Source organism: Myxococcota bacterium (assembly GCA_040387835.1).
In the GTDB taxonomy this organism is placed as follows: Bacteria; Myxococcota; UBA727; order UBA727; family JABDBI01; genus JAZKCZ01.
Map to the genome: position 1 here is coordinate 140,464 of JAZKCZ010000004.1, position 23,791 is coordinate 164,254.

General features: G+C 47.9%; 22 protein-coding genes and 1 pseudogene. 17 read left to right on the forward strand and 6 right to left on the reverse strand.

Annotated elements, in window-relative coordinates:
* Positions 1 to 2: 2 nt before the first annotated feature.
* The 3 genes and pseudogenes from V4534_08570 to V4534_08580 all read left to right on the forward strand — a co-directional run bounded on the left by V4534_08570 (position 3) and on the right by V4534_08580 (position 3,363).
* Entirely contained in the window at positions 3 to 290 is a 288-nt protein-coding gene (locus V4534_08570) for a co-chaperone GroES (GenBank protein ID MES2504915.1), read from the forward strand.
* Positions 291 to 316: 26 nt separating this feature from the next.
* Positions 317 to 1,912: pseudogene (groL, locus tag V4534_08575) on the forward strand (chaperonin GroEL).
* 929 nt (positions 1,913 to 2,841) lie between these two features.
* Positions 2,842 to 3,363: a helix-turn-helix domain-containing protein gene (locus V4534_08580; GenBank protein ID MES2504916.1), complete on the forward strand. Its 522-nt coding sequence runs from the start codon at positions 2,842 to 2,844 to the stop codon at positions 3,361 to 3,363.
* A gap of 116 nt (positions 3,364 to 3,479) precedes the next feature.
* Here V4534_08580 and V4534_08585 read toward each other — a convergent pair whose 3' ends face one another.
* Complete coding sequence (locus V4534_08585) at positions 3,480 to 4,430, reverse strand: nucleoside phosphorylase (GenBank protein MES2504917.1); 951 nt, start codon at positions 4,428 to 4,430, stop codon at positions 3,480 to 3,482.
* A gap of 86 nt (positions 4,431 to 4,516) precedes the next feature.
* On the opposite strand from V4534_08585, the gene deoC reads away from it, so the two are divergent.
* From deoC to panC, 6 genes are read left to right on the forward strand one after another with little or no spacing between them, the layout of a single operon-like run.
* The gene (gene deoC, locus V4534_08590; protein MES2504918.1) at positions 4,517 to 5,170 is read left to right on the forward strand and encodes a deoxyribose-phosphate aldolase; all 654 of its coding nucleotides are present in this window, start codon (positions 4,517 to 4,519) and stop codon (positions 5,168 to 5,170) included.
* Between the two features lie 10 nt (positions 5,171 to 5,180).
* Entirely contained in the window at positions 5,181 to 6,572 is a 1,392-nt protein-coding gene (locus V4534_08595; GenBank protein MES2504919.1) for a nucleoside transporter C-terminal domain-containing protein, read from the forward strand.
* Positions 6,569 to 8,440 carry an aconitase family protein gene (locus V4534_08600; GenBank protein MES2504920.1) on the forward strand — a complete coding sequence of 624 codons (1,872 nt, stop codon included), beginning with the start codon at positions 6,569 to 6,571 and terminating at the stop codon, positions 8,438 to 8,440. Before V4534_08595 ends, V4534_08600 begins: the two co-directional genes overlap by 4 nt.
* Entirely contained in the window at positions 8,427 to 9,158 is a 732-nt protein-coding gene (locus tag V4534_08605) for a Stp1/IreP family PP2C-type Ser/Thr phosphatase (GenBank protein MES2504921.1), read from the forward strand. The genes V4534_08600 and V4534_08605 overlap by 14 nt, the downstream gene beginning before the upstream one ends.
* Complete coding sequence (locus V4534_08610) at positions 9,151 to 9,714, forward strand: M23 family metallopeptidase (protein MES2504922.1); 564 nt, start codon at positions 9,151 to 9,153, stop codon at positions 9,712 to 9,714. Before V4534_08605 ends, V4534_08610 begins: the two co-directional genes overlap by 8 nt.
* On the forward strand, positions 9,711 to 10,517 hold the full coding sequence (gene panC / locus V4534_08615; protein MES2504923.1) for a pantoate--beta-alanine ligase: 807 nt from the start codon (positions 9,711 to 9,713) through the stop codon (positions 10,515 to 10,517). Before V4534_08610 ends, panC begins: the two co-directional genes overlap by 4 nt.
* 8 nt (positions 10,518 to 10,525) lie before the next feature.
* On the opposite strand, the gene V4534_08620 is transcribed toward panC, so the two are convergent.
* Both V4534_08620 and V4534_08625 read right to left on the reverse strand, forming a co-directional pair.
* Positions 10,526 to 11,362, reverse strand: a complete 837-nt coding sequence (locus V4534_08620; GenBank protein MES2504924.1) for an OmpA family protein — start codon at positions 11,360 to 11,362, stop codon at positions 10,526 to 10,528.
* A complete protein-coding gene (locus V4534_08625) occupies positions 11,362 to 11,766 on the reverse strand; it encodes a DUF4398 domain-containing protein (GenBank protein MES2504925.1) in 405 nt (134 codons plus the stop codon). The genes V4534_08620 and V4534_08625 overlap by 1 nt, the downstream gene beginning before the upstream one ends.
* Before the next feature lie 117 nt (positions 11,767 to 11,883).
* On the opposite strand from V4534_08625, the gene glmU reads away from it, so the two are divergent.
* Genes glmU through V4534_08650 form a run of 5 tightly spaced genes read left to right on the forward strand, consistent with a single transcriptional unit; the run spans position 11,884 to position 16,977 of the window.
* A complete protein-coding gene (gene glmU, locus V4534_08630; protein ID MES2504926.1) occupies positions 11,884 to 13,176 on the forward strand; it encodes a bifunctional UDP-N-acetylglucosamine diphosphorylase/glucosamine-1-phosphate N-acetyltransferase GlmU in 1,293 nt (430 codons plus the stop codon).
* Positions 13,173 to 14,111, forward strand: coding sequence for a prolyl aminopeptidase (pip, locus tag V4534_08635; GenBank protein ID MES2504927.1), 939 nt, complete (start codon positions 13,173 to 13,175; stop codon positions 14,109 to 14,111). The genes glmU and pip overlap by 4 nt, the downstream gene beginning before the upstream one ends.
* Positions 14,092 to 14,826, forward strand: a complete 735-nt coding sequence (locus V4534_08640; protein MES2504928.1) for a lysophospholipid acyltransferase family protein — start codon at positions 14,092 to 14,094, stop codon at positions 14,824 to 14,826. The genes pip and V4534_08640 overlap by 20 nt, the downstream gene beginning before the upstream one ends.
* Positions 14,827 to 14,874: 48 nt before the next feature.
* Positions 14,875 to 16,347 (forward strand): Npt1/Npt2 family nucleotide transporter, encoded by a 1,473-nt coding sequence (locus V4534_08645; protein MES2504929.1) that lies wholly within the window; start codon positions 14,875 to 14,877, stop codon positions 16,345 to 16,347.
* A gap of 48 nt (positions 16,348 to 16,395) precedes the next feature.
* A complete protein-coding gene (locus V4534_08650) occupies positions 16,396 to 16,977 on the forward strand; it encodes a sterol desaturase family protein (GenBank protein ID MES2504930.1) in 582 nt (193 codons plus the stop codon).
* 132 nt (positions 16,978 to 17,109) lie between these two features.
* Here the strand turns inward: V4534_08650 and V4534_08655 are convergent, their stop codons facing one another.
* Positions 17,110 to 19,113 carry a heterodisulfide reductase-related iron-sulfur binding cluster gene (locus V4534_08655; GenBank protein ID MES2504931.1) on the reverse strand — a complete coding sequence of 668 codons (2,004 nt, stop codon included), beginning with the start codon at positions 19,111 to 19,113 and terminating at the stop codon, positions 17,110 to 17,112.
* A gap of 92 nt (positions 19,114 to 19,205) precedes the next feature.
* On the reverse strand, positions 19,206 to 19,883 hold the full coding sequence (locus V4534_08660; protein MES2504932.1) for a hypothetical protein: 678 nt from the start codon (positions 19,881 to 19,883) through the stop codon (positions 19,206 to 19,208).
* Between the two features lie 185 nt (positions 19,884 to 20,068).
* On the opposite strand from V4534_08660, the gene V4534_08665 reads away from it, so the two are divergent.
* Genes V4534_08665 through V4534_08675 form a run of 3 tightly spaced genes read left to right on the forward strand, consistent with a single transcriptional unit; the run spans position 20,069 to position 22,156 of the window.
* A complete protein-coding gene (locus V4534_08665; GenBank protein ID MES2504933.1) occupies positions 20,069 to 20,965 on the forward strand; it encodes a PfkB family carbohydrate kinase in 897 nt (298 codons plus the stop codon).
* A gap of 49 nt (positions 20,966 to 21,014) precedes the next feature.
* The gene (locus V4534_08670; protein ID MES2504934.1) at positions 21,015 to 21,512 is read left to right on the forward strand and encodes a hypothetical protein; all 498 of its coding nucleotides are present in this window, start codon (positions 21,015 to 21,017) and stop codon (positions 21,510 to 21,512) included.
* A 14-nt stretch (positions 21,513 to 21,526) separates the two neighbouring features.
* Positions 21,527 to 22,156: an outer membrane lipoprotein carrier protein LolA gene (locus V4534_08675; GenBank protein ID MES2504935.1), complete on the forward strand. Its 630-nt coding sequence runs from the start codon at positions 21,527 to 21,529 to the stop codon at positions 22,154 to 22,156.
* On the opposite strand, the gene V4534_08680 is transcribed toward V4534_08675, so the two are convergent.
* A complete protein-coding gene (locus V4534_08680) occupies positions 22,153 to 23,439 on the reverse strand; it encodes a hypothetical protein (protein ID MES2504936.1) in 1,287 nt (428 codons plus the stop codon). The two genes, V4534_08675 and V4534_08680, sit on opposite strands and share 4 nt — an antisense overlap.
* Positions 23,440 to 23,791: the final 352 nt, after the last annotated feature.

The window sequence follows — 23,791 nt, forward strand, 5'->3', positions numbered from 1 at the left end:
ACATGAAGTTTAAGCCATTAAATGATCGCATTCTAGTCAAACGTATCGAGGCTGAAGAAAAAACAGCCGGCGGTATTTTTATCCCTGACAATGCGAAAGAAAAGCCGATGCAAGGCTTGGTTGTTGCTTGTGGTCCAGGCAAAACCTTCGAATCCGGCCATGTGATGCCTTTAGAAGTTAAAGAAGGCGACACCATCTTTTTCCGCAAATATGCTGGCAATGAAGTCACGATCGATGGCATCGAGCATATGATCATGCGCGAAGACGAAGTACTCGCCATCCTTCAATAAATTTACTTACAATTAGGAGATATTAGATGTCTGCAAAAGAGATTCACTTTTCGACGGACGCGCGTGCTGAAATTGCACGTGGCGTGAATGCCCTTGCCAACGCAGTTAAAGTCACTTTGGGCCCCAAAGGCCGTAATGTGATCATTGCCAAATCCTTTGGATCCCCCCTGATCACCAAAGATGGTGTGACGGTTGCCAAAGAGATCGAGCTTTCCAACAAGTTCGAAAACATGGGCGCCCAAATGGTTAAAGAAGTTGCTTCCAGAACTTCAGATAAAGCAGGCGATGGCACAACCACCGCCACCGTTTTGGCCCAATCCCTATTTAACGAAGGCTTGAAATTGGTCGCTGCCGGCCATAATCCGATGGATCTCAAACGCGGCATTGATAAAGGCGTTGAAAAGCTAATCGAAAGCTTGAAAGCCTTGTCTCGCCCAATTAAAGATCACTCCGAAATCGCTCAAGTCGGCACCATCTCTGCCAACGGCGAAGTGGAAATCGGCGAGATCTTAGCTCGCGCCATGGACAAAGTCGGCAAAGAAGGCGTCATCACGGTTGAAGAGGCGAAAAGCTTAGACACCGTGCTTGAAGTGGTAGAAGGCATGCAATTCGACCGCGGCTATCTATCCCCCTATTTCGTCACAGACCCAGAGCGTATGGAAGTCTCCATGAACGACGCTTATGTGCTCGTCTACGAAAAGAAGATCTCCAACATGGCAGATCTGATCCCAGTTCTTGAGCCAGTCGCAAAAAGCGGTCGCCCATTGCTTATCATTGCAGAAGACATCGAAGGCGAAGCCTTGGCCACTTTGGTGGTTAACAAGCTACGCGGCACTTTGAAAATCGCAGCCGTTAAAGCCCCAGGCTTTGGCGATCGCCGCAAAGCGATGCTAGAAGATATCGCCGTGCTAACAGGCGCGACTTTCATCTCTGAAGATCAAGGCTGGAAACTTGACCAAGTCGGCATGACCGAACTAGGTTCAGCCAAAGTCGTATCGATTGATAAAGATAACACCACCATCGTGGATGGCGCTGGCAAAAAAGCAGACATCGAAAGCCGCATCAAACAGATGAGAGCTCAGATTGAAAACACCACTTCAGACTACGATCGCGAAAAACTTGAAGAAAGACTCGCGAAACTAGCCGGCGGTGTTGCCGTTATCAAAGTAGGCGCTCCAACCGAAGCCGAAATGAAGGAAAAGAAAGCCCGCGTTGAAGACGCCCTACATGCAACCCGCGCAGCCGTCCAAGAAGGCGTTGTCGCTGGTGGTGGTGTCGCTTTGATCCGTGCTGCCCAAAACGCTAAGCTCGCTCAGCTAGACACTGGCGTTGCTGAACAAAACGAAGGCATCAAGTTGCTCCTCAAAGCAATCGAAGAGCCCCTACGCCAAATCGCTGGCAATGCCGGCTTTGAAGGCTCGGTCGTGGTAAATAAAGTCAAAGAAGGCACAGGCTCTTTCGGCTTCAACGCTGCCTCCGAAGTCTACGAAGACTTAATCGCCGCAGGCGTGATCGATCCAACCAAAGTAACCCGAACCGCGCTTCAAAACGCAGCCTCGGTAGCATCATTGCTTCTAACTACAGAAGCCATGATCGCTGAACAAACCAAAGGTGAAAAAGTATCTTCCGTAGGCGACTACGGCTCAGACATGGATTACTAACTGTCATCCCGGGCCCTGACCCGGGATCCAGGCTAGTTCAACACCCTGGATTTACTCCCCTCTCATCTCCCCTTTAAAAAAGGGGGGCAGGGGGGATTTTTTTTACAGCCGACTTGCCGAAGTTTTCCAAGTGTTCTTTGAGCCCTAAGCAGCTCTATAATAGTGCCTTTGACTTAAAAAATTCTTGAATTGTCCTGATGATGTCGGCCGGGAGCTTCTTGTCTTGATCTTGTATTAAATCAAGCGTCCGATTCAGATCTTCAATCCGAGTGACGAGCGAACTTGTCCAATTTGAATCATAGCCTATGCATATATCAAGCAGTCTCGCAGAGTTCGGTATTGCACTACCAGTATACTTTGAATGAGCGGTATCTAGTGAAATCTCTTGTATGCTAAGCGAAGATATCCCTTTTGTGATTGGAAACTCATCAATTGAGATCCGGTGAAGATCAGTGTGGATAAACCAGTTCGCGAGCAGACCTTGGGTGGCGATCGAAATAGAAAGAAGCACTAATGCTTTCACGTTCATGGCGATAGAAACCCAAACAGTGGCAAATTTATTCGCCCATCGCTTTACTGGCTGCGACCCAGTCTACCTCTGTATGCCGGCCAGCTTGTCACTTCCCAAGATGCGAGGGCGCAGCGCTTTCATTTCAATTGGAGTAATTGAGGGTGGATCGAAACCTGATTTCGATAGCGAATCACAGGATCGGAAAAACATCCGATGGCATTTCTAAAAGCGATTGATTTAGGCTGTTGGTGACATAAAAAGCCGTCTCCCCCAAACCGAAAATTGATGGAGACGGCCGGCCCAAGAGCCAAAATCAACATAAAGATTTTGGCAGGCATTTGTCAACGTTGATCTCCAACCAGGAGGTCTAGGAGAAGTCATGCCGAATGAACATGTTTTTGGTGCCAACATTCCGATCAAAGCAAAATATCTATGGCTATTAATCGCCAGGGAGTGCGACGAAAAAAATCCAACCGTTTATCTCAACAGTAAACCTCTGGCTGATAAAATGGGCTGCTCCCTCAGCACGGTTTCCAAATACTTGCGCATTCTAATCGAAGCAGGCCTACTTAAAAAAGCAGCGCCAACCAAATATTCAAACGTGTCACCCTACGAGGTATTGCTAACTTCTCAGGCGCAGCCCACCTCCGATCCAAAAGGCGAAGAGGAAATTGGCGCCCAGTTAGCCAGCATGCCTGCAAAAGAATTAGCCGAACGATGCCTGAGCTTGCTCAAATCAGTGAGTAGCCAAAAGGCCCAGATCGCATCGTTAGATAAGATGATCCGCCTTCAAGCGGAAAGAGAACGAGCGCGCAATTCGACAGTGCTCAGCAAAGAGCCGGACGTACCGATACGCAAACAAAATTGGATGTACAAAGATGAGCATCTGGCACCTAAATAAAAATGAGGGTCTGACACCTTGACCTTGATAGTCATCCCGGCCTTGAGCCGGGATCCAGCGCATTGCACGACCCTGGACCCCGGGTCGAGCCCGGGGTGACAGTGGGGTTCTTTGGGCTAGGCGGTTAGCGCTTCGAAGCCTATGGTTAGGGCGTCGTGTAGGGCGGCTTTGCTTTGTTCGGGGGTTGCGAAGGCTCTTTGGGGGCCTGAGCGGGTGGAGATGATGGCGCAGATGGTGCCTGCTTTGTAGCCTAGTAGGCCTGCTAAGTAGCAGAGTGAGCTGTTTTCCATTTCTAGGTTAATCACTTTTTCAGGCAGCGGCTCGCCTTCGATGGGCAGCTCGATGGTGCTCAAAATATCCACCAAATCGGGGAAGCGCATATGCTCGGCAAAGCGGCCGACTACTCGTCCTTGGCAGGCAAAAAAGCCGCTGGCAGATGCGGTGATGCCGACAATGCTGGGCCTGTTTGGTGCATGCTTTTGCGCCGCATCTTTTAAGGCCCTGGTGATGTCAGGGTGGGCGCTGGCGGCATAGACGCCTACTTGGCCAAGTTCGGTTTGATTGGCGATCGCTTTTAGCCGGGCCACATCTTTTCCCAGAATCGCTTCATTGGCTGCGTAATATTGGCAGGTATTGTCCAGGCCTAGGGCGTGGCGGGAAATCGCCAGGGTGCCGATGGGTACGTCTTGTGGTGAGCCGCAGGTGCCTACGCGGATGAGGGAGATTTCTTTTTTGTCGTTTGTCCAGGAGCTAGTTTGGACATCATATTCCTTTAATATATGGAGTTCATTCATGATGATCTCCATATTGTCGGTGCCCATACCTGAGGAAAGGACGGTGACTCTTTGGCCGCGGTATTTACCGGTCATGGTGCGGATTTCGCGGTGGGATTGGTCGAACTCCAGTGAGCCTGGATCAAAGTAAGTGGCCGCTAAAGGAACTCGGCTTGGGTCACCAACCAGGATAATCTTATCTGCAATATTGCTTGCCGCAGCGGCTATATGATACACAACGCCTTCATCACTGAGCGGAATATCGGCTGATTTTGCGGGCAATTTTACGTTCATAAGCGGGTCCATAGGCTTTAGAAGGCTTAGCCGCAACCCTTAGACCCCAGTTGACTTAGAGGCCTAATGTGAAATGGATTTGGCCCGTGCCAATCAATACCCCTTCCTTGGCTTCCCGCATCGATCACACGGTGCTTAAAGCTGATGCAACGAAAGAAGAAATCGAGCGCCTTTGCGCCGAGGCCCGGCAATATGGTTTTGCGACCGTTTGTGTAAATTCCTACTGGATCCCTCATGTGTCGAAGTTGCTGACCGGCAGTGACGTTAAACCCGTTACGGTTGTTGGCTTTCCTTTGGGCGCCAATCTTACTGAATCTAAAGTATTTGAATCTAAAGAAGCGATCAGATTAGGTGCGCTTGAAATTGATATGGTTTTGAATATTGGCGCTTTAAAAGGTGACGATTTTGAAACCGTTTTGAAAGACATTCAAGCAGTGGTTGAAGCTTCAAAGCCGCATGCCGTTAAAGTGATCTTGGAAACGGCTCTTTTGTCGGAATCTCAAAAAATGAAAGCTTGTGAGCTAGCCTTGCGGGCTGGTGCTGCATTTGTGAAGACCTCTACTGGCTTTGCTGCTAGCGGTGCCACAGTTCAGGATGTTGCGCTCATGCGCCGTGTAGTAGGCGATTCGATGGGTGTCAAAGCATCCGGTGGTATCCGCACGCGCGAAGATGCGCAAAAGATGTTGGACGCAGGTGCTACGAGATTAGGAACTTCTGCCTCTGTTTTGATTTGTAAGTGAGTTAAAGAATATGAAAATTGTATCGATTATTTTAAGTATGTTCGCGTCTCTTCAGCTTTTTGCGGCCGATAACCAGCAGTTACTGTCCCAGCTCCAAAATGGGATCGGAGAGCAAAGCTGGCCGAGTCGTCTAACTGGTTTATTGGGTTGCGTGGCCATGATTTTTTTGGCTTTCGTGATGTCATCTAATAGACGGATGATTTCTTGGAGACTGGTGGGCTTTGGGATTTCCCTTCAAGTTCTGTTTGCTTTTTTGGTTTTAAAACTTCAGGTAGGCAAAGGCTTTTTCCTGGTTGCCAATGATGCGATTATTAAAGTTCTATCTTTTTCAAATGAAGGCGCTCGTTTCGTTTTTGGAAACTTAGTAGACAACGACATTCCTGTAACCGGCATGCCTTCTGATATTCAATCGATGGTTCACACGGGCTCTTTGTTTGCCTTTTCGGTTTTGCCGACCATCGTGTTCTTTTCAGCTTTAACCGCTGTGCTCTATCATGTGCGCGTTTTGGAGTGGCTCGTTCGCGGGATGTCGTTTGTGATGCGCAGGACCATGCGCGCATCAGGTGCTGAAAGTTTTTCGGCTGCAGCCAATATTTTCGTTGGGCAGACAGAAGCGCCTTTGTTGATTAAGCCATTTTTGGGCAATATGACCCGCTCGGAAATCATGGCCATTATGACCGGTGGTTTTGCGAACGTTTCCGGTGGCATTATGGCTGCTTATGTGGCCGTGTTGATGGGTTACTTCCCAGATATCGCTGGGCATTTATTAGCCGCGAGCATTATGTCTGCGCCTGCTTCTTTGGTATTTGCCAAAATCATGATTCCTGAAACAGGAAAGCCAGAAACTTTGGATTCCAGTGGTGTCATGCTCGAAAAGCAAGATGCAAATCTTTTAGATGCCGCAGCGCGTGGTACCACCGATGGTTTGTCGTTGGCTCTTAATGTCGGCGCGATGTTAATCGCGTTTATTGCGTTGATTGCCTTTTTGAACTGGGGCATTGGCGCGGCTAGTTTCTATGCCGGATACCCAGAAGTAACGTTGCAGTGGTTGTTTGCGAAGCTTTTTGCCCCGCTTGCTTGGCTTTTGGGTGTTCCTTGGGTTGATGCGCCATTGGTTGGCAGTCTGTTGGGCACTAAAACAGTGGTCAATGAATTGGTCGCTTACCTACAAATGGCTCCAGAAATTCAAATGGGTGCATTTGCGCACGGAAAAAGTGTTATTATTGCCACATATGCATTGTGCGGCTTTGCGAACTTTTCATCCATCGGCATTCAAGTTGGTGGTTTGTCTGCCATGGCACCGCACCGGCGAGCTGACTTTGCTAAATTGGGACTTAGGGCAATGATCGCAGGCTCTTTGACATCCTTCCAAACAGCGGCAGTGGCGGGAATGCTATTGTGAGAGTTCTCTATCTTACCAAAGATATAGAACTGATCAAAAAACAACTTTATGAAGGTCTTGTCCTGCAGATGAAAAATCTGTCAGTGGAAGACCTCATGGATGATATTAATACCGACATGATGACCCCAGCGTGGGTCTGTTTTGACTACAAGCCTGAAGACATTGCTGCCAATGCTTATGCGGGTTTAATGCATCAAGGTGACAGGGTGTTTAAACCGCGAGCCCTCATGGACGGCGGTTTTGATGTCATTGTGAGTGGGCATCGCAAAGGCACGGGCTCATCCAGGGAAACAGCGGCTCAGTGCGAACGATTTTGCGGCATCAAAACTGTTATTGCCGCTTCTTTTGCGCCTATCCATGAACGCAATAATATTAACTTGGGTCAGCTGATGGGCGATCACGCCATGCTTCTTCGGATGGAAGCCGGTGAAGAGATTTCGGTTGATGAGTTTTGTGCCAAGCTAGATCCAATTTCTACCGAGATTATTAAAGCCGGTGGCCTGCTTAAACTCGCCTCCATGATGGAAAGCGCTACAGCGCTTGCGGGCGTGACCCGTGATCCGAAATTGCCGCCTGCCGCGACATTGGTGGAAAAGATTCTGGGCGCGCCTTGTGGCACCACCGTATTTCGAGAAGTAGACGGTGGCTATAGCCATGAGTTTACTTCGGCGCAGGTCGATGAGTTTTTAAAACGCGAATTTGGCGAAGACTACCAAATCAAAAAACCTGAGCGTTTTGCTATTTTTGAAGACCATTTGATTTATGCCCATGATGTGCCGAAGATGGCGCCTTTTTCGGCCAAGATCGACAAGCTGGTGGCCCTACAAAACCACTTTCAAAAACACACTGGCATGCGCGATTATTCAGCCAAAGATGGTATTTCGCCGGGTATTTGCCATGAAGTGGCGCGCGAAGATTTTATTAATTCAGGCGATTTGATCTTGGCCACCGATAGCCACACTTGCATGGCGGGCGGCGTGGGCGCGTATGGTTATGGCATTGGTACGACTGAGTACGCAGCGCTGCTGCATGCGGGCAAAGCCTTAGTCACCGTGCCCGAAAGCATTCGATTTGATTTGCATGGGACACTGAAGCCAGCATGTACGGCAAAAGATTTGATTTTGCAGATCTTGGATACCTATGTGAAGCAAGAGTTGACTTTGAACCGAGTGATGGAGTTCGGTGGGCCCGGTCTTGCGTCAATCAGCGCGGATGAGCGAGCGACATTGTGCAATATGGCAACCGAGTGCTCTGCTAAGTCAGGCATTTGCGATGTTGATGAAGTGACGCTGGCATTTTTAGCTCGGCATCGGGACAATGTGCCTGTGCTTAAAAGCTTAACGCCGGATGCAGGCGCGGTATATGCAGGTGGTCGCTTCAGCATTAATTTAGATGATGTGGTGCCGAGAATTGCTAAGCCGGGCGATCCGACCTATGGCGCTGTCATCTCAGAGATTGGTGATATCCCCATTGATATTGCATATGGCGGTTCATGTACAGCTGGCAAGTATGATGACATGGCCTATTACGCGCGCGTCATCGAAGCTAACTTGAATGCAGGAAAGCGTATCCCCGCGCATGTGAAGTTTTACCTGCAATGCGGAAGTGTCTCAGTTAAAAACTGGGTCAAGCAAAAGGGCTGGGCCGATTTATTTAAAGAGGCGGGTGTGATTTTATTAGAGCCAGGCTGCGGCGCCTGCATCGGTTGCGGGCCGGGCGTGAGCGATAATGCCGAGCAAGTGACCATTTCGGCGATTAACAGAAACTTCCAAGGACGCAGTGGCCCAGGAAAACTTTACTTAGGCTCACCCTTGACGGTTGCAGCTTCTGCATTTGCCGGTAAGATTGTTGCTTATGACCCGAATTAGGCCCAAAGCCTATGTCTGGACAGACGTAGGCCAAAAACGTGAACGCAATGAGGACGCTTATTTGCTGTTGCCCGAGTATGATTTATACGCGGTTGCCGACGGCATGGGTGGCCATGTTGGCGGCGAAAAAGCTTCGCAGTTAGCGACGCAGTCGATCAAAGAGCTGGTGTTGGAAAATCTAAATCATATCGATCACGCTGAAGCACCCAAGTTGCTCGGCGATTCGGTGCGAGCGGCCTCTAAACGGATCTTTGAAGAGACATTTGTGCATCCTGAGCTCAAGGGCATGGGAACCACGGCCACCGCTTTGCTGCTGGAGTCTGAGCAAGCGATCTTGGCTCATGTGGGAGATTCTAGAGCTTATTTGATTCGAGAAGGCGAGCTGGAGCAAATCACAGAAGATCATTCGTTGGTTCAGGAACAGTTTCGTTCAGGCCTGATTAGTTTGGAGCAGGCGAGACATAGTCGATTCCGCAATATCATTACCCGGTGCTTGGGATTTGAAGATGATGTCGATGTCGACATGATGGTACTGACGCCGCAGCCAGATGATATTTTTGTGCTTTGCACCGATGGGCTTACCACCTTGGTGGAAGATAAAGAAATTCTGCAAACCATTGCCAATAATGATCAGCAAATTGCTGGTCAAAAGTTGATCGACCTGGCCAACTCCAGGGGCGGCAACGATAATATTACGGTTTTGTTGGTCTATGTTTAAATGGGTCGTTGTTTTCGGGGTTATTGCGGCGTTATTTATCCAAAATCGCCTCTTGAATCACCACTTGAATCTCTCGCATACCTATCAGCAACGCCAGGTTGAGGCTGAGTGGCAGCAGCTGACCTCTGAGCATTTAAACTTGCTGGACCATATAGGCGAGCATTTTAATACCAGACCCAATCGTTGGCCAGTGATGGGTACGATATCCAGTCACTTTGGCTTTCGTTCGGACCCATTTACAGGTTATCAGGCGATGCATTTTGGCGTGGATATTGCAGCGCCATACGGTACGCCTGTACATGCTTCTGCACCAGGCCGCGTGATTTTCGTGGGTCATTCTGGGGGACTGGGAAACTTGGTGGCGATTCAGCATTCCCCTAATTTGATTACCCGATATGGCCATCTATCGGATTATTTTGTTCGCTCCGGTGAGTGGGTGAAACGAGACGAGCGCATCGCGTTGGTGGGCAATACTGGCCGCAGTACCGCGCCGCATTTACATTATGTAGTGGAAAAAAATGGCGTTCATCAAGATCCGGTGGAGTATTTAGAATGAGCAAAGTTGTTGGCTTCGTCCCCACCATGGGGGCTTTGCATGAAGGCCATCTGTCACTGATTCGAGAGGCTAAAAGGCAATGCGATGAAGTGGTGGTGTCGATTTTGGTGAACCCGCTGCAGTTTGCGCCGCATGAGGATTTTAACGCATACCCCCGAATGCGTGAGAGAGACTCAGCTTTATGCCTGGAAGCTGGCGCAGATCGAGTGTTTTGCCCTGAAGTATCTCAAATCTACCCTGGGGGATTTCAGACACGCGTGATTGGGGGTGAGTTGACGCAAAAATATTGCGGCGTGACCCGCCCGCTACTTTTTAATGGTGCGCTGACGGTCGTTAATATTCTGTTTAATATCGTTAAGCCGCAGAAAGCTTTTTTTGGTGAGAAAGATTTTCAGCAGCTGTTTTTGATGAAGCAGATGGTGAAAGATTTTCAAATACCGGTTGAAATCGTTGGCATACCGATTGTGCGAGAGGACTCTGGGCTTGCGTTGTCATCGCGCAATGCTTATTTAAACGAGTCGCAAAAGGCAGAGGCGGCGTGTTTATTCAGGGCGATTTTGGCGGTTCAAGAAGCGGCTCAGTGTGGCGAGAGAAGTGTGCAGACGTTGATAGATTTAGCACGTTCTAAGATATCACTTGAGATTGATTATCTGTCGTTGGTGGATGTTAATACGCTGGCAGAATGCCAAGAGAAGTTAGACGGCCCAGCTCGGCTATTGATGGCTGCATATGTTGGTCAGCCAAAAGTTCGCTTGATAGATAACGGCGCCGTTTTGTCATCCCCGGCGCACGGGCCGGGGTGACAGGGTGATTACTGATTCTGGTTTTGATTTTGGTTTTGATTCTGAATCACAATCTCAACACGTCGGTTGTTAGCTCTGCCTTCAGCGGTTGAATTGCTAGCGACCGGGCTCATTTTGCCCATGCCTCTGGCGTCAATCATGCTAGATGGAAAGCCTCTGGAAACCAAATAACTGCGCACGGATTCGGCGCGTTTTTGGCTGAGGTTCATGTTGAGTGCGTCAGATCCAGTTGAATCTGTATAGCCTTCAACCACCAAACGGCTATTCTGGTCTTGGTTAAGCACTTTAGAAACTTCGTCCAATTTTCTTTCTGCTGACGGTAAGAGGTCTGATTTGCCTGAAGCGAAGAGGACACTGCCTGACAAAGTGACAACAACACCGCGAGCTTCTTGTTTAACCGAGCTCACAGCGGCCAATTTAGCCATGTCGGATTGCATTTGGGAGATTTCTTGCTGAGAACGAGCAAGTTCACCTTTGGTCTTTTTGAGTTCAGCTTTGCTTTGTTGAAGCTGCATTTGGTTCTGGGCTGATACATAGTCTCTAGCCGATTTGTCAGTGGCTTTTTTGGCTTCTTCAGTGTCTGCAGAAACTTCAGCCAACTGAGCTTTGCGTTCCGCAGCGTATGCCAAATCTGCTACGATGTAGCTCTTTTTACCGTCTTCGTAAGCTTTATCGGCTTTGAAAAGAGCGTCTTGAGCATCCAGCATTTGCTGAGGCGCTTTTTCGGCTGTGCCGCGAGCTTTAGCTTGTTTGTAAGCGTCTCTGGCTTTAACGAGTTCGGTTGGGACAGTTTTGCAGCCAGCTAGAGAAATAGCCAGCGCAGCGATTACATATACCTTTTTCATTATTCCATATCTCCTTCGTTGCTGGTGTCGCTATCGTCCATTGGGTTGTCTGTTTTAAGTTGCTTTAAACGTGCCATCGCATCTGCGGCATCGGTTTTTTCCTTGTCTTGTGCAGCAACAGCTTTTGCGAGTGCAGCGTCAGCTTCGGCTCTGTTTAGCAAGGAAGTCGCTTGCTTTTTCTTTCCTTTAGAAAAGAGTTCCTTGGCTTTGTCCATCGACTCTTGGGCTTGGCGTAGATAGAAATCTGAAGTCGCGTTTGAGCCAGCGCCTTCACCTTGAGCTGCCTGAATTGCTGTGGTTGAATCTTCAGCTTTTTGTTTGAATACAGCGTTGGTTCTGCAACCTGCGATCGCTGCGATGGCGAATACAGCTGAGCTAATTTTGATAATTGTCGAATGTTTCACATGCCCTCCTTTTGGGTTTCGCAATTGGTAGCATGAGGCCAGATTGGATTGGAACTTCTAAATAGATTTAAAATGCGCTCCCTTGCGTGACGCATGGAAAACGCACATGATATAAGCATGCAAGAATTAGCCTGTATTGTGCTTTGTGCAGGGCAAGGTACCCGCATGAAAAGTATGCGCTCTAAAATGCTGCACGAAATTGCTGGCAAGCCATTATGTTTGTGGAGCTTGGACCTCGCCAACGATTTAGGCGCAAGGCCGGTTATACCAGTGCTCGGTTATCAAAAAGAAAGCGTCGCGGCTGTGTTAAATATGCCGCACGTTATCCAAGAGCAGCAATTAGGCACCGGTCACGCTGTTCAGGTGGCTTTCCAGACAATTCATAATTTCAAGGGTCGAGTACTTGTATTGTATGGCGATACGCCTTTATTGAAGCACGAAACGTTGCAGAAATTAATCGACTTGCAAAAGCAAACTCATGCCCAAATAGCGATGCTAACTTCGCATGTAAAATTGCCACATGGTTATGGGCGCATTGTTCGCCAGGGCAGTGCCATTAAGCAAATTGTTGAAGAGCGAGATGCAACGCCAGATGAGCAAAAAATTACGGAAATTAACCCGGGAATTTACGTATTTGATGCTGAATTTCTGCGCAAGCATTTATCCGACTTAAACGCAAACAATCAAAAGCACGAATATTATCTCACGGACTTAATCGCTCTTTCTGAAAAGCCGATTGCTTCGATCGAAGTAGCGGAAGAAGAGATTTTAGGCGTCAACGATTTGGTGCAGCTCGCGAAAGCTGAACGTATTTTGCGCCGAAGAATTAACGAGCACTGGATGCGCCAAGGCGTTCAGATGCTGGATTATAAGACCACCTATATTGATATCCAAACTAAGCTGTCAGCCGATGTGATTTTGGAAGAAGGCGTTGTTTTGCGCGGTGCGTGCGAGATTGCTTCTGGCGTTCGCATTGGTGCGTACAGTGTCCTGCAAGACGCCATTGTGGGCAGTGGTTGTCAAGTTGGCCCTTTCGCACGCCTTCGGCCCCAAACGGTTTTAGGCGAGAACTGCAAAATCGGTAACTTTGTCGAAGTGAAGAAATCGACTTTTGGCAAAGGCTCCAAAGCCAATCATTTGGCTTATATTGGCGATGCCGAAATTGGCGAGCGCTGCAATGTCGGGGCAGGGACCATTACTTGCAATTACGATGGCGTTAAAAAGCATCAGACTAAGATGGACGATGGCGTTTTTGTCGGCTCAAACAGCACGCTGATTGCGCCTTTGCATCTGCATGAAGGCGCTTACATTGGTGCGGGCAGTGTGATTAACCAAGATGTGCCGGCCGGATCTTTAGGCCTTGGCCGTTCAAGACAAGAAAACAAAGCAAATTGGAAGAGCAAGAAATGAGAGATATGTATCCTGAGATTGAGCCGTTTGATACTTTTGAACTGCCCGTATCTGACATTCATACGCTTTATGTTGAACAGTCCGGCAATCCCAATGGCAAGCCGATTGTATTTGTACATGGCGGCCCAGGCGGCGGTACGGAGCCTAAGCAGCGCCGGTATTTTGACCCTAAAAAATGGCGCATTATTCTTTTTGACCAGCGTGGTTGCGGCAAATCGAAGCCATTTTCTTGCTTAGAGCAGAACACCACTTGGGATTTGGTTGCTGACATGGAAAAAATCCGTGAAAAGCTGCAAATCAAACAATGGCACGTATTGGGCGGTTCCTGGGGCAGTACGCTGGCTCTGGCCTATGCTGAAACTCATCCTGAAAAAGTGTTGGGCCTGATTCTGCGTGGCATTTTCCTGGTGCGTCGTTCAGAGATTAATTGGTTCTATCAGTTTGGTGCGAGCGAGCTTTATCCGGATGCTTGGGAAGATTTTTTGGCCCCGATTCCAGCTGCAGAGCGAGGCAATTTAGTGGAAGCCTATCACCGGCGTTTGACACATTCGGACGAAAAAGTGGTGCTCGAAGCGGCAAAAGCTTGGAGTACATGGGAGGGTAGGACTTCGAAACTTATCCCCGATTTAAAGTTTATCTCGCATTACGAAAGCCCGGATTTCGCGCATGCCTTTGCGCGCATTGAGTGCCATTACTTCAAAAACGAGGGCTTTTTTGAGGAAGATGGCTGGCTTTTGAAGAACGCGTCTAAAATTGCTCATATCCCGACAGTGATTGTGCAAGGGCGCTATGACATGCCTTGTCCGGTGCGTAGCGCTTATGACTTGTCGAAAGTGCTGCCTTTGGCGCAGCTTCAGATCATTCAAGATGCAGGTCATTCTGCGGGCGAGCCTGGTATTACGGAGGCGTTGCTTGATGCCACAGACCGTTTCTAAGTTTCCTGATATTTTGCGCGGTCCAGCCATGTTGTGGATTACTTTTAGCGAATCCATATCGATGATTGTTGATGCGGCTTGGCATGGTGCGAGTAAAGCGCTGGGCGATAAGCATGTGAAAAGCTTTTCGCACCGCATGTTGGCCATGAGCCGCACCAAACTTGAAACGCGGGGTCTTGGGCATGTCAGCGCTGGGCAATCCTATGTCTTTATGTCGAATCACCAATCGGTGATGGACATCCCTGCGATTTTGGCGGCAGCACCAGGTTCTGTTCGAATGGTTGCTAAAGAAGGACTGTTTAAAGTCCCGTTTTTTGGTCGAGCCATGTTGGCAGCAGGCTTTATGCCTATTAATAGGCGCAGCTTAGAAAAGGCCAAGCAGCAGTTAGAGCATGCCAAAGGCTCTCTACAGAACGGTGTTAGCGTTTGGATTTCGCCAGAAGGCACCCGAAGCAAGACTTCTGAGCTTTTGCCTTTTAAAAAAGGCGGGTTTCATGTGGCTCTGTCTTTAGGTGTGCCAATTGTCCCAGTTTGGATTGAAGGTGCAGGCGCTGTGATACCTGCTCATTCTTATCGAATTTGTACAGATAAGACCATTTGTGTGACTTTTGGCAAGCCGATAGAGACGAGAGGGTTGACGTCAGAAGATTTGCCTGAGCTTATCTTAAAGACCCGTCAAGCCATCTTAGGCCTACCCCTTGAAAACAACGGATAAACCTGTATCCTAGGGCGGCTTGTATTAATACAAATTTTAGGAGTAAAAATGCTGGGTAAAGTAAAGCAGTTCTTGTGGCCTATTCATCGCGGTGAACATAAAAAGTTCATGCCGATGATGTTGATGATAGCGTTTATCATCTTCAACTATACCATTCTAAGGAATATGAAAGATGCGTTGATCGTGACCGAAGCCGGTTCCGAAACCATTACTTTCCTTAAGTTTTGGGTAGTTGTGCCTTCCGCCTTCATATTTTTCTTTGTTTACGCAAAGCTCAGCTCGATTTTTTCGAAGCAAACCATGTTCTACGGAATTGTGGGCTTCTTCTTGATCTTCTTTGTGCTGTTTGCAGGCGTACTCTACCCAAGCAGACATTTGCTTCATCCTGTTGAAAGCGCTGAATGGCTTTCCAGCATGCTTCCTGAAGGTCTTCAGGGCTTGGTGTCTATCTATAAATTTTGGACCTATTCACTGTTTTACACTTTGGCTGAACTATGGGGCAGCGCTGTTTTGTCCTTCTTGTTCTGGAACTTTGCCAACGATGTGACCAAAGTTTCTGAAGCTAAGCGCTTTTATGCTCACTTTTACTTGCTAGGAAACGTGGCTAACACTTTGGCTGGTTACTTGACTCGCTATTTCTCAAATTTGGGTAAAACAGCGGCTCCAGGCGTTGATCCTTGGCAAGTGTCCCTCAACTACCTACTGGGTACAGTGGTTGTTGCTGGTTTGATCGTTCTTTTCACTTATGCTTACTTGAACCGCTTTGTGTTTGCAGACCCTGCTCAAGTTAAAGGTGCAGATGAGCCTGTTAAGAAGAAGTCGAAGCCAAAAATGAGCGTTGGTGACAGCCTCAAGTTCTTGCTTCAATCCAAATATCTTGGTTTGATTGCGATTTTGGTTATCGCTTACGGTATCTCTATCAACTTGGTTGAAGTTGCATGGAAGAACCAGATGAAGCTTCAGTTCCCAGATAAGAACGATTACAACGCGTTCATGGGTCTGATGACCATGACCACCGGTATCGCAACCGTGCTTGTGATTTTGTTTGGTAGCTCCATCATTCGTAAGTTTGGTTGGAAACGAGGCGCTATGGCGACACCTTGGATTTTGGGCATCACCGGCATCTTGTTCTTTGCTTGCATGATCTTCCCTGAGTTTTTTGCACCTGTGGCCATGTTCATGGATGTGACACCTCTGATGCTGGCCGTTTGGTTTGGTTTTGCGCAAAATATTTTGAGCAAGAGCACCAAGTACGCTCTCTTCGACCCCACCAAGGAAATGGCTTACATTCCTTTGGATGACGAATCGAAGTCCAAGGGTAAAGCTGCCGTTGATGTTGTTGGCGCACGCCTCGGTAAATCCGGTGGTTCGCTCTTGCAACAAATCATGTTCGCTTTCATTGGTCCGATTGCAGTGATTGCACCATATTCCGCAGGAATCATGGTATTTATCATCGGCATCTGGCTCGTGGCAGTCCATTTCTTGGGCAAGCGCTTCGTCGCTCTGTCCGGCGAGAAATAGAACGTTTTTCTCTTGCGACTAGTTAGCTGAAAAGCTATCTGGTCGTCGATGAAAGCAAGTCCCGAGTCCCCAAGGTTGTTTGAAAATAACTTTTTGGATTTCTTCTCCAGGTCACCCTGGTGGACGGTTCCCTTGTTTTGGCTCCCTGTCTGCGGTTACTTGATCTATCAAGGACCCAAAGACTGGAGCCTTTTTTTAATTCCGCTCGGCTTTTTCATCTGGGGCCTGACGGAGTATTTGCTGCATCGCTTTATTTTTCATATGGAGTTTGAAGGCAAGCTGGGCAAGCGCTTTCACTTTCTGATGCATGGCGTCCATCATGAATGGCCGAATGACCGTTTTAGGTTGGTGATGCCATTGTTGGTGGCGCTTCTCATTGCTGTGCCCTTTGCGCTTTTCTACCATTGGTTTTGGGGGCCAGAGTTGTTCTGCCCGTTCTTTGCAGGCTTTCTATTGGGTTATGTGGAGTATGAGTGCACGCATTACGCGGTGCATCATGTCAAATCAAAACATCCGGTGTTTATGCGTTTGAAGCGGCATCACTTGCTGCATCATCACAGCGATAGTCATGCCGGAACTAAATTCGGCGTATCTAGCCCGTTGTGGGACAAAATATTCAAGACAAGATAGTTTTACCCTCTCCTACTTTGTAGGAGAGGGAGTTTTTAGCTAGCTAAAAACGGGAGAGGTCGGATCCCGATCGGAGATTCCTCTCCCGATTTTGGCGAGCCAAAATCTCCCTCTCCGCACAAGCGGAGAGGGTTAAAGCAACTGCTCTGCCACTATCTCCGCAATATCCTTAACCTTCACCTGCTCATCCGCCGCGCGATCTTTCACCCCATCGCTCATCATGGTCATGCAGAATGGGCACCCGGTCGCGATGGTTTTAGCCCCTGTCGCCAGCGCCTGATCTGTTCTTTCCAGATTCACCCGCTTACCGATATTCTCTTCCATAAACATACGCCCACCGCCCGCGCCGCAGCAGAAGCTCTTCTCCTTGCTAAACGACATCTCGACCGTCTTAGCGCCGATGGCAATCAAGCTTTGCCTTGGAGCATCATACTGCTTGTTGTAACGCCCTAAATAGCAGGGGTCATGGAAAGTAATGGTCTCTTTAATCTGCTTCTTTGAATCCAGCGGAATGCGTTTATCTGCCAATAGCTCCGCAATCAACTCCGTATGATGCTGCACCGAAAAGTGACCGTCGAAATCCTGATACTCGTTTTTCAACTGGTTAAAGCAGTGCGGACAGGTCGCGAAGATTTTTCTGAACTTCTTCTTTTTAAGCAACGCGATGTTTTCTTTAGCAAGCGTATCGTACACATACTCATTTCCCATACGGCGCGCTGGGTCACCTGTGCATTTTTCTTCACAACCTAAAATGGCAAAATCCACATTGGCTGCTTTTAAAATACGCACCAAAGCTTGTTGAATCTTTTTCGAGCGGTCATCTGTGGCGCCAGCGCAGCCGACCCAGAACAGATATTCGACTTCGCGATCACCTTGCTCAGACATCAACGGGACATTGAGCTCTTTGGCCCAATCTTCGCGTTTGTCTTGGGATACACCCCAAGGATTGCCTTGTACTTCCATGCCTTTAAAAGCAGCGTTTAGCTCTTTAGGGTAATCCGCAGCTTCCATCATGACCAAGTTGCGCCTGATTTGCATCAAATCGGTCGGTACCGAGTCAATCAGCACGGGGCAGACTTCCACGCAAGCCGCACAGGTGGTGCAGGCCCAGATTTCATCCAAATGCACTTGACCTTCAGAGTGATATTCTTTTGGTGTTCGATTAATCAGCGATACTTTTTCGCCATCGCGGATATTCATCTTTAAATCGTGGAGCACTTTCTTCGGCTGCAACGGCTTGTCAGTCAGATTCGCTGGACAAACGGCATCACAACGGCCGCATTCGGTGCATGCAAATGTATCTAAAATCGACTTCCAAGAAAGATCGCTAACTTTTTTAACCCCGAATTCCTCTGAGTTCTCAAAATCTGTGACCGGCGGTTTAGCCACAGCTCCGAAATGTCTAAAGTAAATATTCGGCCCCGCAGCCAGCAAATGCATATGCTTTGAACGCGGGATATACATCGCAAAGCCCAAAAAGATGCCCAGATGTATCCAATAAGCGATGGGGTTAATCGGCCCGCCCAAGATTTGCGCGAAGATAGAGCTAAACGGCAGATACCAATGCCAGCCGTAAGAAAGCTCGCCCGCCTGCATACGCAAGTAGGTTTCACTCCCAACAAACATGAAGAAGCTGACATACAGCGCACCGATTAACCACAAAATGGTCTCGGCATCCGCAGAGCGTGGCATTAGTCGACGTGTCTTACCGGTCATGCGCCGATAAAGCGCGATGCCAACAATAATTACCACGCCCATGGCCATGAAATCTTGGCTAAACTCGTACAGATGAATCATCCAGTTTGGTAGAAAGTGCCTGTACAAAAACGGCTGTACGCCAAAAGATTCCAGAAAGCGTGTCAAACCAAACAGCACCAGCTCCATATGGCCGATGCCCAGAATCAAAAAGCCGTACAGGTACCAAAAGTGCATGAAGCCATACTTTTTGTCCTCCAAAACTTTCTTTTGGCCAAACACATAAATCATCACCGAAGCCGCTCGCTCTTGCCAAGTATTGGTTAAAGCTTCAGGCGCACCCGAGCGAATCATCACCATAATTCTGCCCAGCGCTGATAATGTGAAAAATAACGAAACACCAACAAGGCAAGCAACGACGATAGAATGGACAATCGGCATACGCCAGTATTTGTCATCGTCATCCTAAACTGTCTAGGCACAAAAAAGCCGGGCAATTTCTCGCCCGGCTTCTTTATATCCAGCGTAGCTGCTTAGAAGTTATAACCAAGCAAGATAGCTGCAGTGAAGCCAAATGCGCCTTCGGAAGGAATGTTTTGAAGGGCTAGGCTGTTATTATAGTTTGTGTTGTCTTTGCTATTGAAGCTAACTGCCAAGTTTTCATAACCGAGGTAGCTGTCGAGCCAGAATCCACGCCAGATGTTCCAAGCATAACCCATACGGAAGCCATAGCTTAGGCCAGCAGTAGCATCAATTTTTAGGCCAGCAGGAGCGCCTGCAGGTACATCCAATTTACCTACGAAGAAACCCAGCAAAGGATTCAAATAGAAACCTTGATAGGTTGATCGTCCGGTTACATAATATTTAACACCAAATTTTGGTGCGAAATAGGCGCCTCTGAAGAAGCCGTTGTTTGCAATTACTTCTTTAAAACCGAAGTTGAGTGGCATGTTGAAAGCAACGCGGTCGTTCAAGCTCATTTCGTATTGCAGTCTGAAGTTACCGCCAACCCATGAGATTGGGTCGATGGAGATTGCATGACGATGGCCACGATAGAAAGCGCGATCTTGTTCAATGCTACGGCCCATACGGTCGTTTTCGACTCGTGCCTGGTTCCATTCGCCGCGATCTGCGTCTGTAACTGCGGCCATAGCGAATGAAGAAATTAGTAAAGCGAAGGTTAGGGTCTTAGATAGGTAACTTAGTTTCATTTTGTTTTTCCTTTCCTGGTACCAAAAAGCCTAGAACAGCTTCCAGATGGAATTCAACCTTTGGGTGCGCTAAAAAGCGCATTGGGCCGGAATATTTTTTCATAAATTGAGATCTGATGCCACTTTGCAAGCCTCATTTCGACCGCACTTTGTTACCAGCGCCGTTCATGCTTTGATGCCTCCCTATGAGTATACTCGTTGTTGGTTCAATCGCCTTTGATACAGTCGAAACCCCTTTTGGTACGTGCGAACGGGCTTTAGGAGGCGCCGCAAACTTCTTTTCTATGACCGCAAGTTTATTTACCCAGGTTCAGCTGGTGGGGGTGGTGGGAGAAGACTTTCCAACTGACCATTTAGATTACTTAACCACGCGAGGCGTTGACACCGCCGGTGTGCAGGTGGTGAAGGGCAAGACGTTTCACTGGCAAGGCCACTATGGCTATGACTTAAACGAAGCACAGACTCTGAAAACAGAGCTAAACGTTTTTGAAAGCTTTAACCCCAAATTACCGGAAAGCTTTTGTGATGCTCAGACAGTATTTTTGGCTAACATCGATCCAGAGCTTCAGCTGCAAGTGTTAAAGCAGGTCAAAAAGCCTAAAGTCATCGGTCTGGATACCATGAACTATTGGATCGAAAGCAAAAACGGCGCTTTAAAAGAGGTAATTTCTCAGATCAGCATTTTGTTCATCAACGAATCCGAGCTCAGGCAGTTGGCGCAGGAACGTAATACGGTCAAAGCGGCTCATAAAATGCAGGCCTTAGGCCCAAAGACCATTGTTGTGAAACGCGGAGAATACGGCGCGCTGCTTTTTCATGAAGCCAGCTGCTTTTTTGCCCCGGCTTTCCCATTAGAAGACCTTTTCGATCCCACAGGCGCTGGAGACACCTTTGCGGCGGGTTTCATGGCGCATTTAGATAAAGTTGGTAATGCGAATTTGGACACGCTTAGAGAAGCCATGGTCATGGGCAGTGTGATGGCAAGTTTCGCGATCGAAGATTTTTCTTTTAATCGCATCAAAACGCTAGATGATTCCCAGATCAACCGTCGTCGTGATGAATTCAAACAGCTGACCCTCTAGACTCAAAAAACGCATCAGATATATGACCGGAATATAAGGAGTCACGACGATGAAAAAATCACTCGTTCTATTTTCGTTCCTAATCTCAGCGGTTTCATTTGCAGAAGTTGAACCAAAAATCGGTGGAAAGGGCCAACTATTCCGCGCTGCTGAAAGTGTTAGCGATCAGATCAAAAAATCTCAGATCGCTGTTGCTAAAGCCGAAGAAGCATTGGCGAAAGCTAAAAAAAAACTAACTCAAGCTAAGAATGAACAACCTGTTCAGGAAGCTGAAGAAGCTTTAGCAAAAGCTGAGGCGGCTCTTGAAAAAGCCCAAAACAAGGCGATGCAGGTAAAAAGCGAAGCGGAAGCATTTTTGGCAACCAATCCCGCCTTGGTGAAAATGGTCAAAGAAGCTTTGGAAGCAAACCCAACCAATTACGCTAGCGATGATATCAACGTTGCTGAACTACAACAAGACGGCGCTCCCGAAGTAGAAGTAAAGCTCGATAAGCCAGCTGACGAATTGCATGATGCACCACAAGCCTCGACAGAAGGCGATTTGTAGTTTTTAATAGAGAAATGCGTGCACTTACGATTTCTCTCTTAATGGCCTGGCCGTTATTGGCTGGGCCTTCTGTTTTGGATAAGCTTCAAGCGGTTTATGATAAAACCTCGTCTTTCGAGGCTGATTTCAAACAAACTTATTGGAACAAGCTTTTCGATAGAACGGATAAAAGCGAAGGAACGCTAGCGTACCAAAAGCCAGGCAAGATGCGCTGGGATTATCTAAAACCCAATAAAAAATCTTTCATCTTAAACGGCAAAAATCTCTGGCTGGTAGAGCCCGCTGAGAAAATTGCTTACATTAATAAATGCTTCGAAAGTGATGGTTTAACGGCTTCGTTGGTGTTCTTAGGGGGTAAAGGCAAACTGAAGCAGCAGTTTATTGCCCGCCCGGGTACGAAGGCTAATGAACTGGTGTTAACTCCCAAAAAACCTAACGGTATATTTAATGAGCTGGTCCTGGTTTATGAGCCAACCACTTTCCGCGTGGTGCAAACGACCTTGATTGATCCGGATGGAAATAAAAACCAATTTTTGTTTGAAAAAAAGCGCTTCAATCAAAAAAGCGATATGAAGCGCTTCGAATTTAAAGCCGCTGGGGGTATCCAGCTTTTGGACATGCCCGGCAGCTGTGGTGTGATTTAGCTTGGGCTGTGCAGGAAAGGGAATTTAAATGTGCCTGTACGTGCACCGGTCAGTCCTGTATTAAATTCCAAAATGAGTTTGGTGTCTACTCCGTCTTGTTCCATTCGATAGGCAACTGGAGCGCCTGCATCCCCGATATGCACCTCTTCTAACTGGGTCTCAATGTTCGCAGTGAAGGTTGTCCCATCTGGTAGTTTGAACCGCGGCGTCAAAGTAAGGAGAGGCGTATGCGAGCGGTTCCTCTGTTCCAATTTAAGGGTGTTGTCCCAATTCAGCTCGCCAGTGAGATCTGCCTCTGCGGAGTCAACGCTTCCTCCATCGACCAAAGCTGTATGCCACTGCGATGGGGTCATTGTATTTTGAGCCCATTTATTTGGAAGAGAAATGGCGGCTTCATAATGTTGCTCTCCGGGTTCCCCAACTAGCGAAATGCTCATGATGCTCTCAATTTTACCCGTGGGGCGATTCGCTGTTCTGCTCACTGCAGCACTATTATCGCTAAGTATTAAACCACTCTCGTTTAAGCCGTCGATCTTCACAGCAGGCTGACTTCCTGTTTCGGCGACTATCCTTCGTTGGCTTACCTCAAGCCTTCTGCCTAAAACAACATCTGCTGGTGGTACAACAAGGCCTACTACCTCTCTGATATAGGCGGCTTGAGTAGCTTGATTGCCATTTCGGTGTGCAAAGATGATACTTTTGTCATCTTGAGTTCTTAAAACTACCAGTTTACCTTCTTTGGTATTAAGACGCTCTTGGCTTAGCTTGACATTCGATTGCGTCACCACTTTATCTACTTCTGCGTCTGTTAGTGAGTTTACTGGAGCATTAGTTTGAACCACATATATGTGGTTGTTCACTGTATGGTCAGTAGGAATTCCACCGGCTGGCAGTTCTTGGACTGATACTTGCGCGGATTGGCGAAATACTTCGTTAAATTCTGGAGTTGTGGGATCGCCTTGGAAAGTAGCCTGGGCAGGCGATCTCCAGCTAGTTTCCAAGCCCGGATCAACGTAAACAGCTGCAATACGTCGGTTCATAACTTCTGGTGTTATTCCATTTCGAGTTAAGGCAGCTTGAACTGAGCTTACCGTTTCTCCAGCGACCGATTGATTGGTTGCTGGTGCATGCACTGCAGTCAAATCATGTGTGGAATTTTGTCTAGAACCTTGTGCGGAATAAAAGCCATCTGATTCCGAGTCAGGTTCTCTCTCGACCTGTGGTTGCCTAACATCAGATGGACGAGTATCAGGTCTGGAAACGGGATTATTCTCTATGGGCATATTTCTCTCCTGTTGAATTTTTATCATATCATTGTGTTCGAGTTTTTTGGTTATTAAACTGTCTAAATGGATTAAACTTCACTAAGTTAAACTATTTGTCTTTGGCCAAAGCGAGCGCTGCGCTTCTTGGGCAAGAGGCATGCCGGCGGGGCGCTCTGCTAAGCTCGGGCTGTCTACCCTTATGTGCCTAAAGACACGTTAGGAACGAGCGATTTTTTCTCGTTTTGCGCTTCGAAGAAGCATCAGATGATAGCCCAGGCTCAAGGCGAGCGCAGCGAGCCTTATGCCTGGGTAGAATATATCCCCCCCCCGTCATCATTTGCCCTGAAGGGGCAACACGATTTCAGTTTTT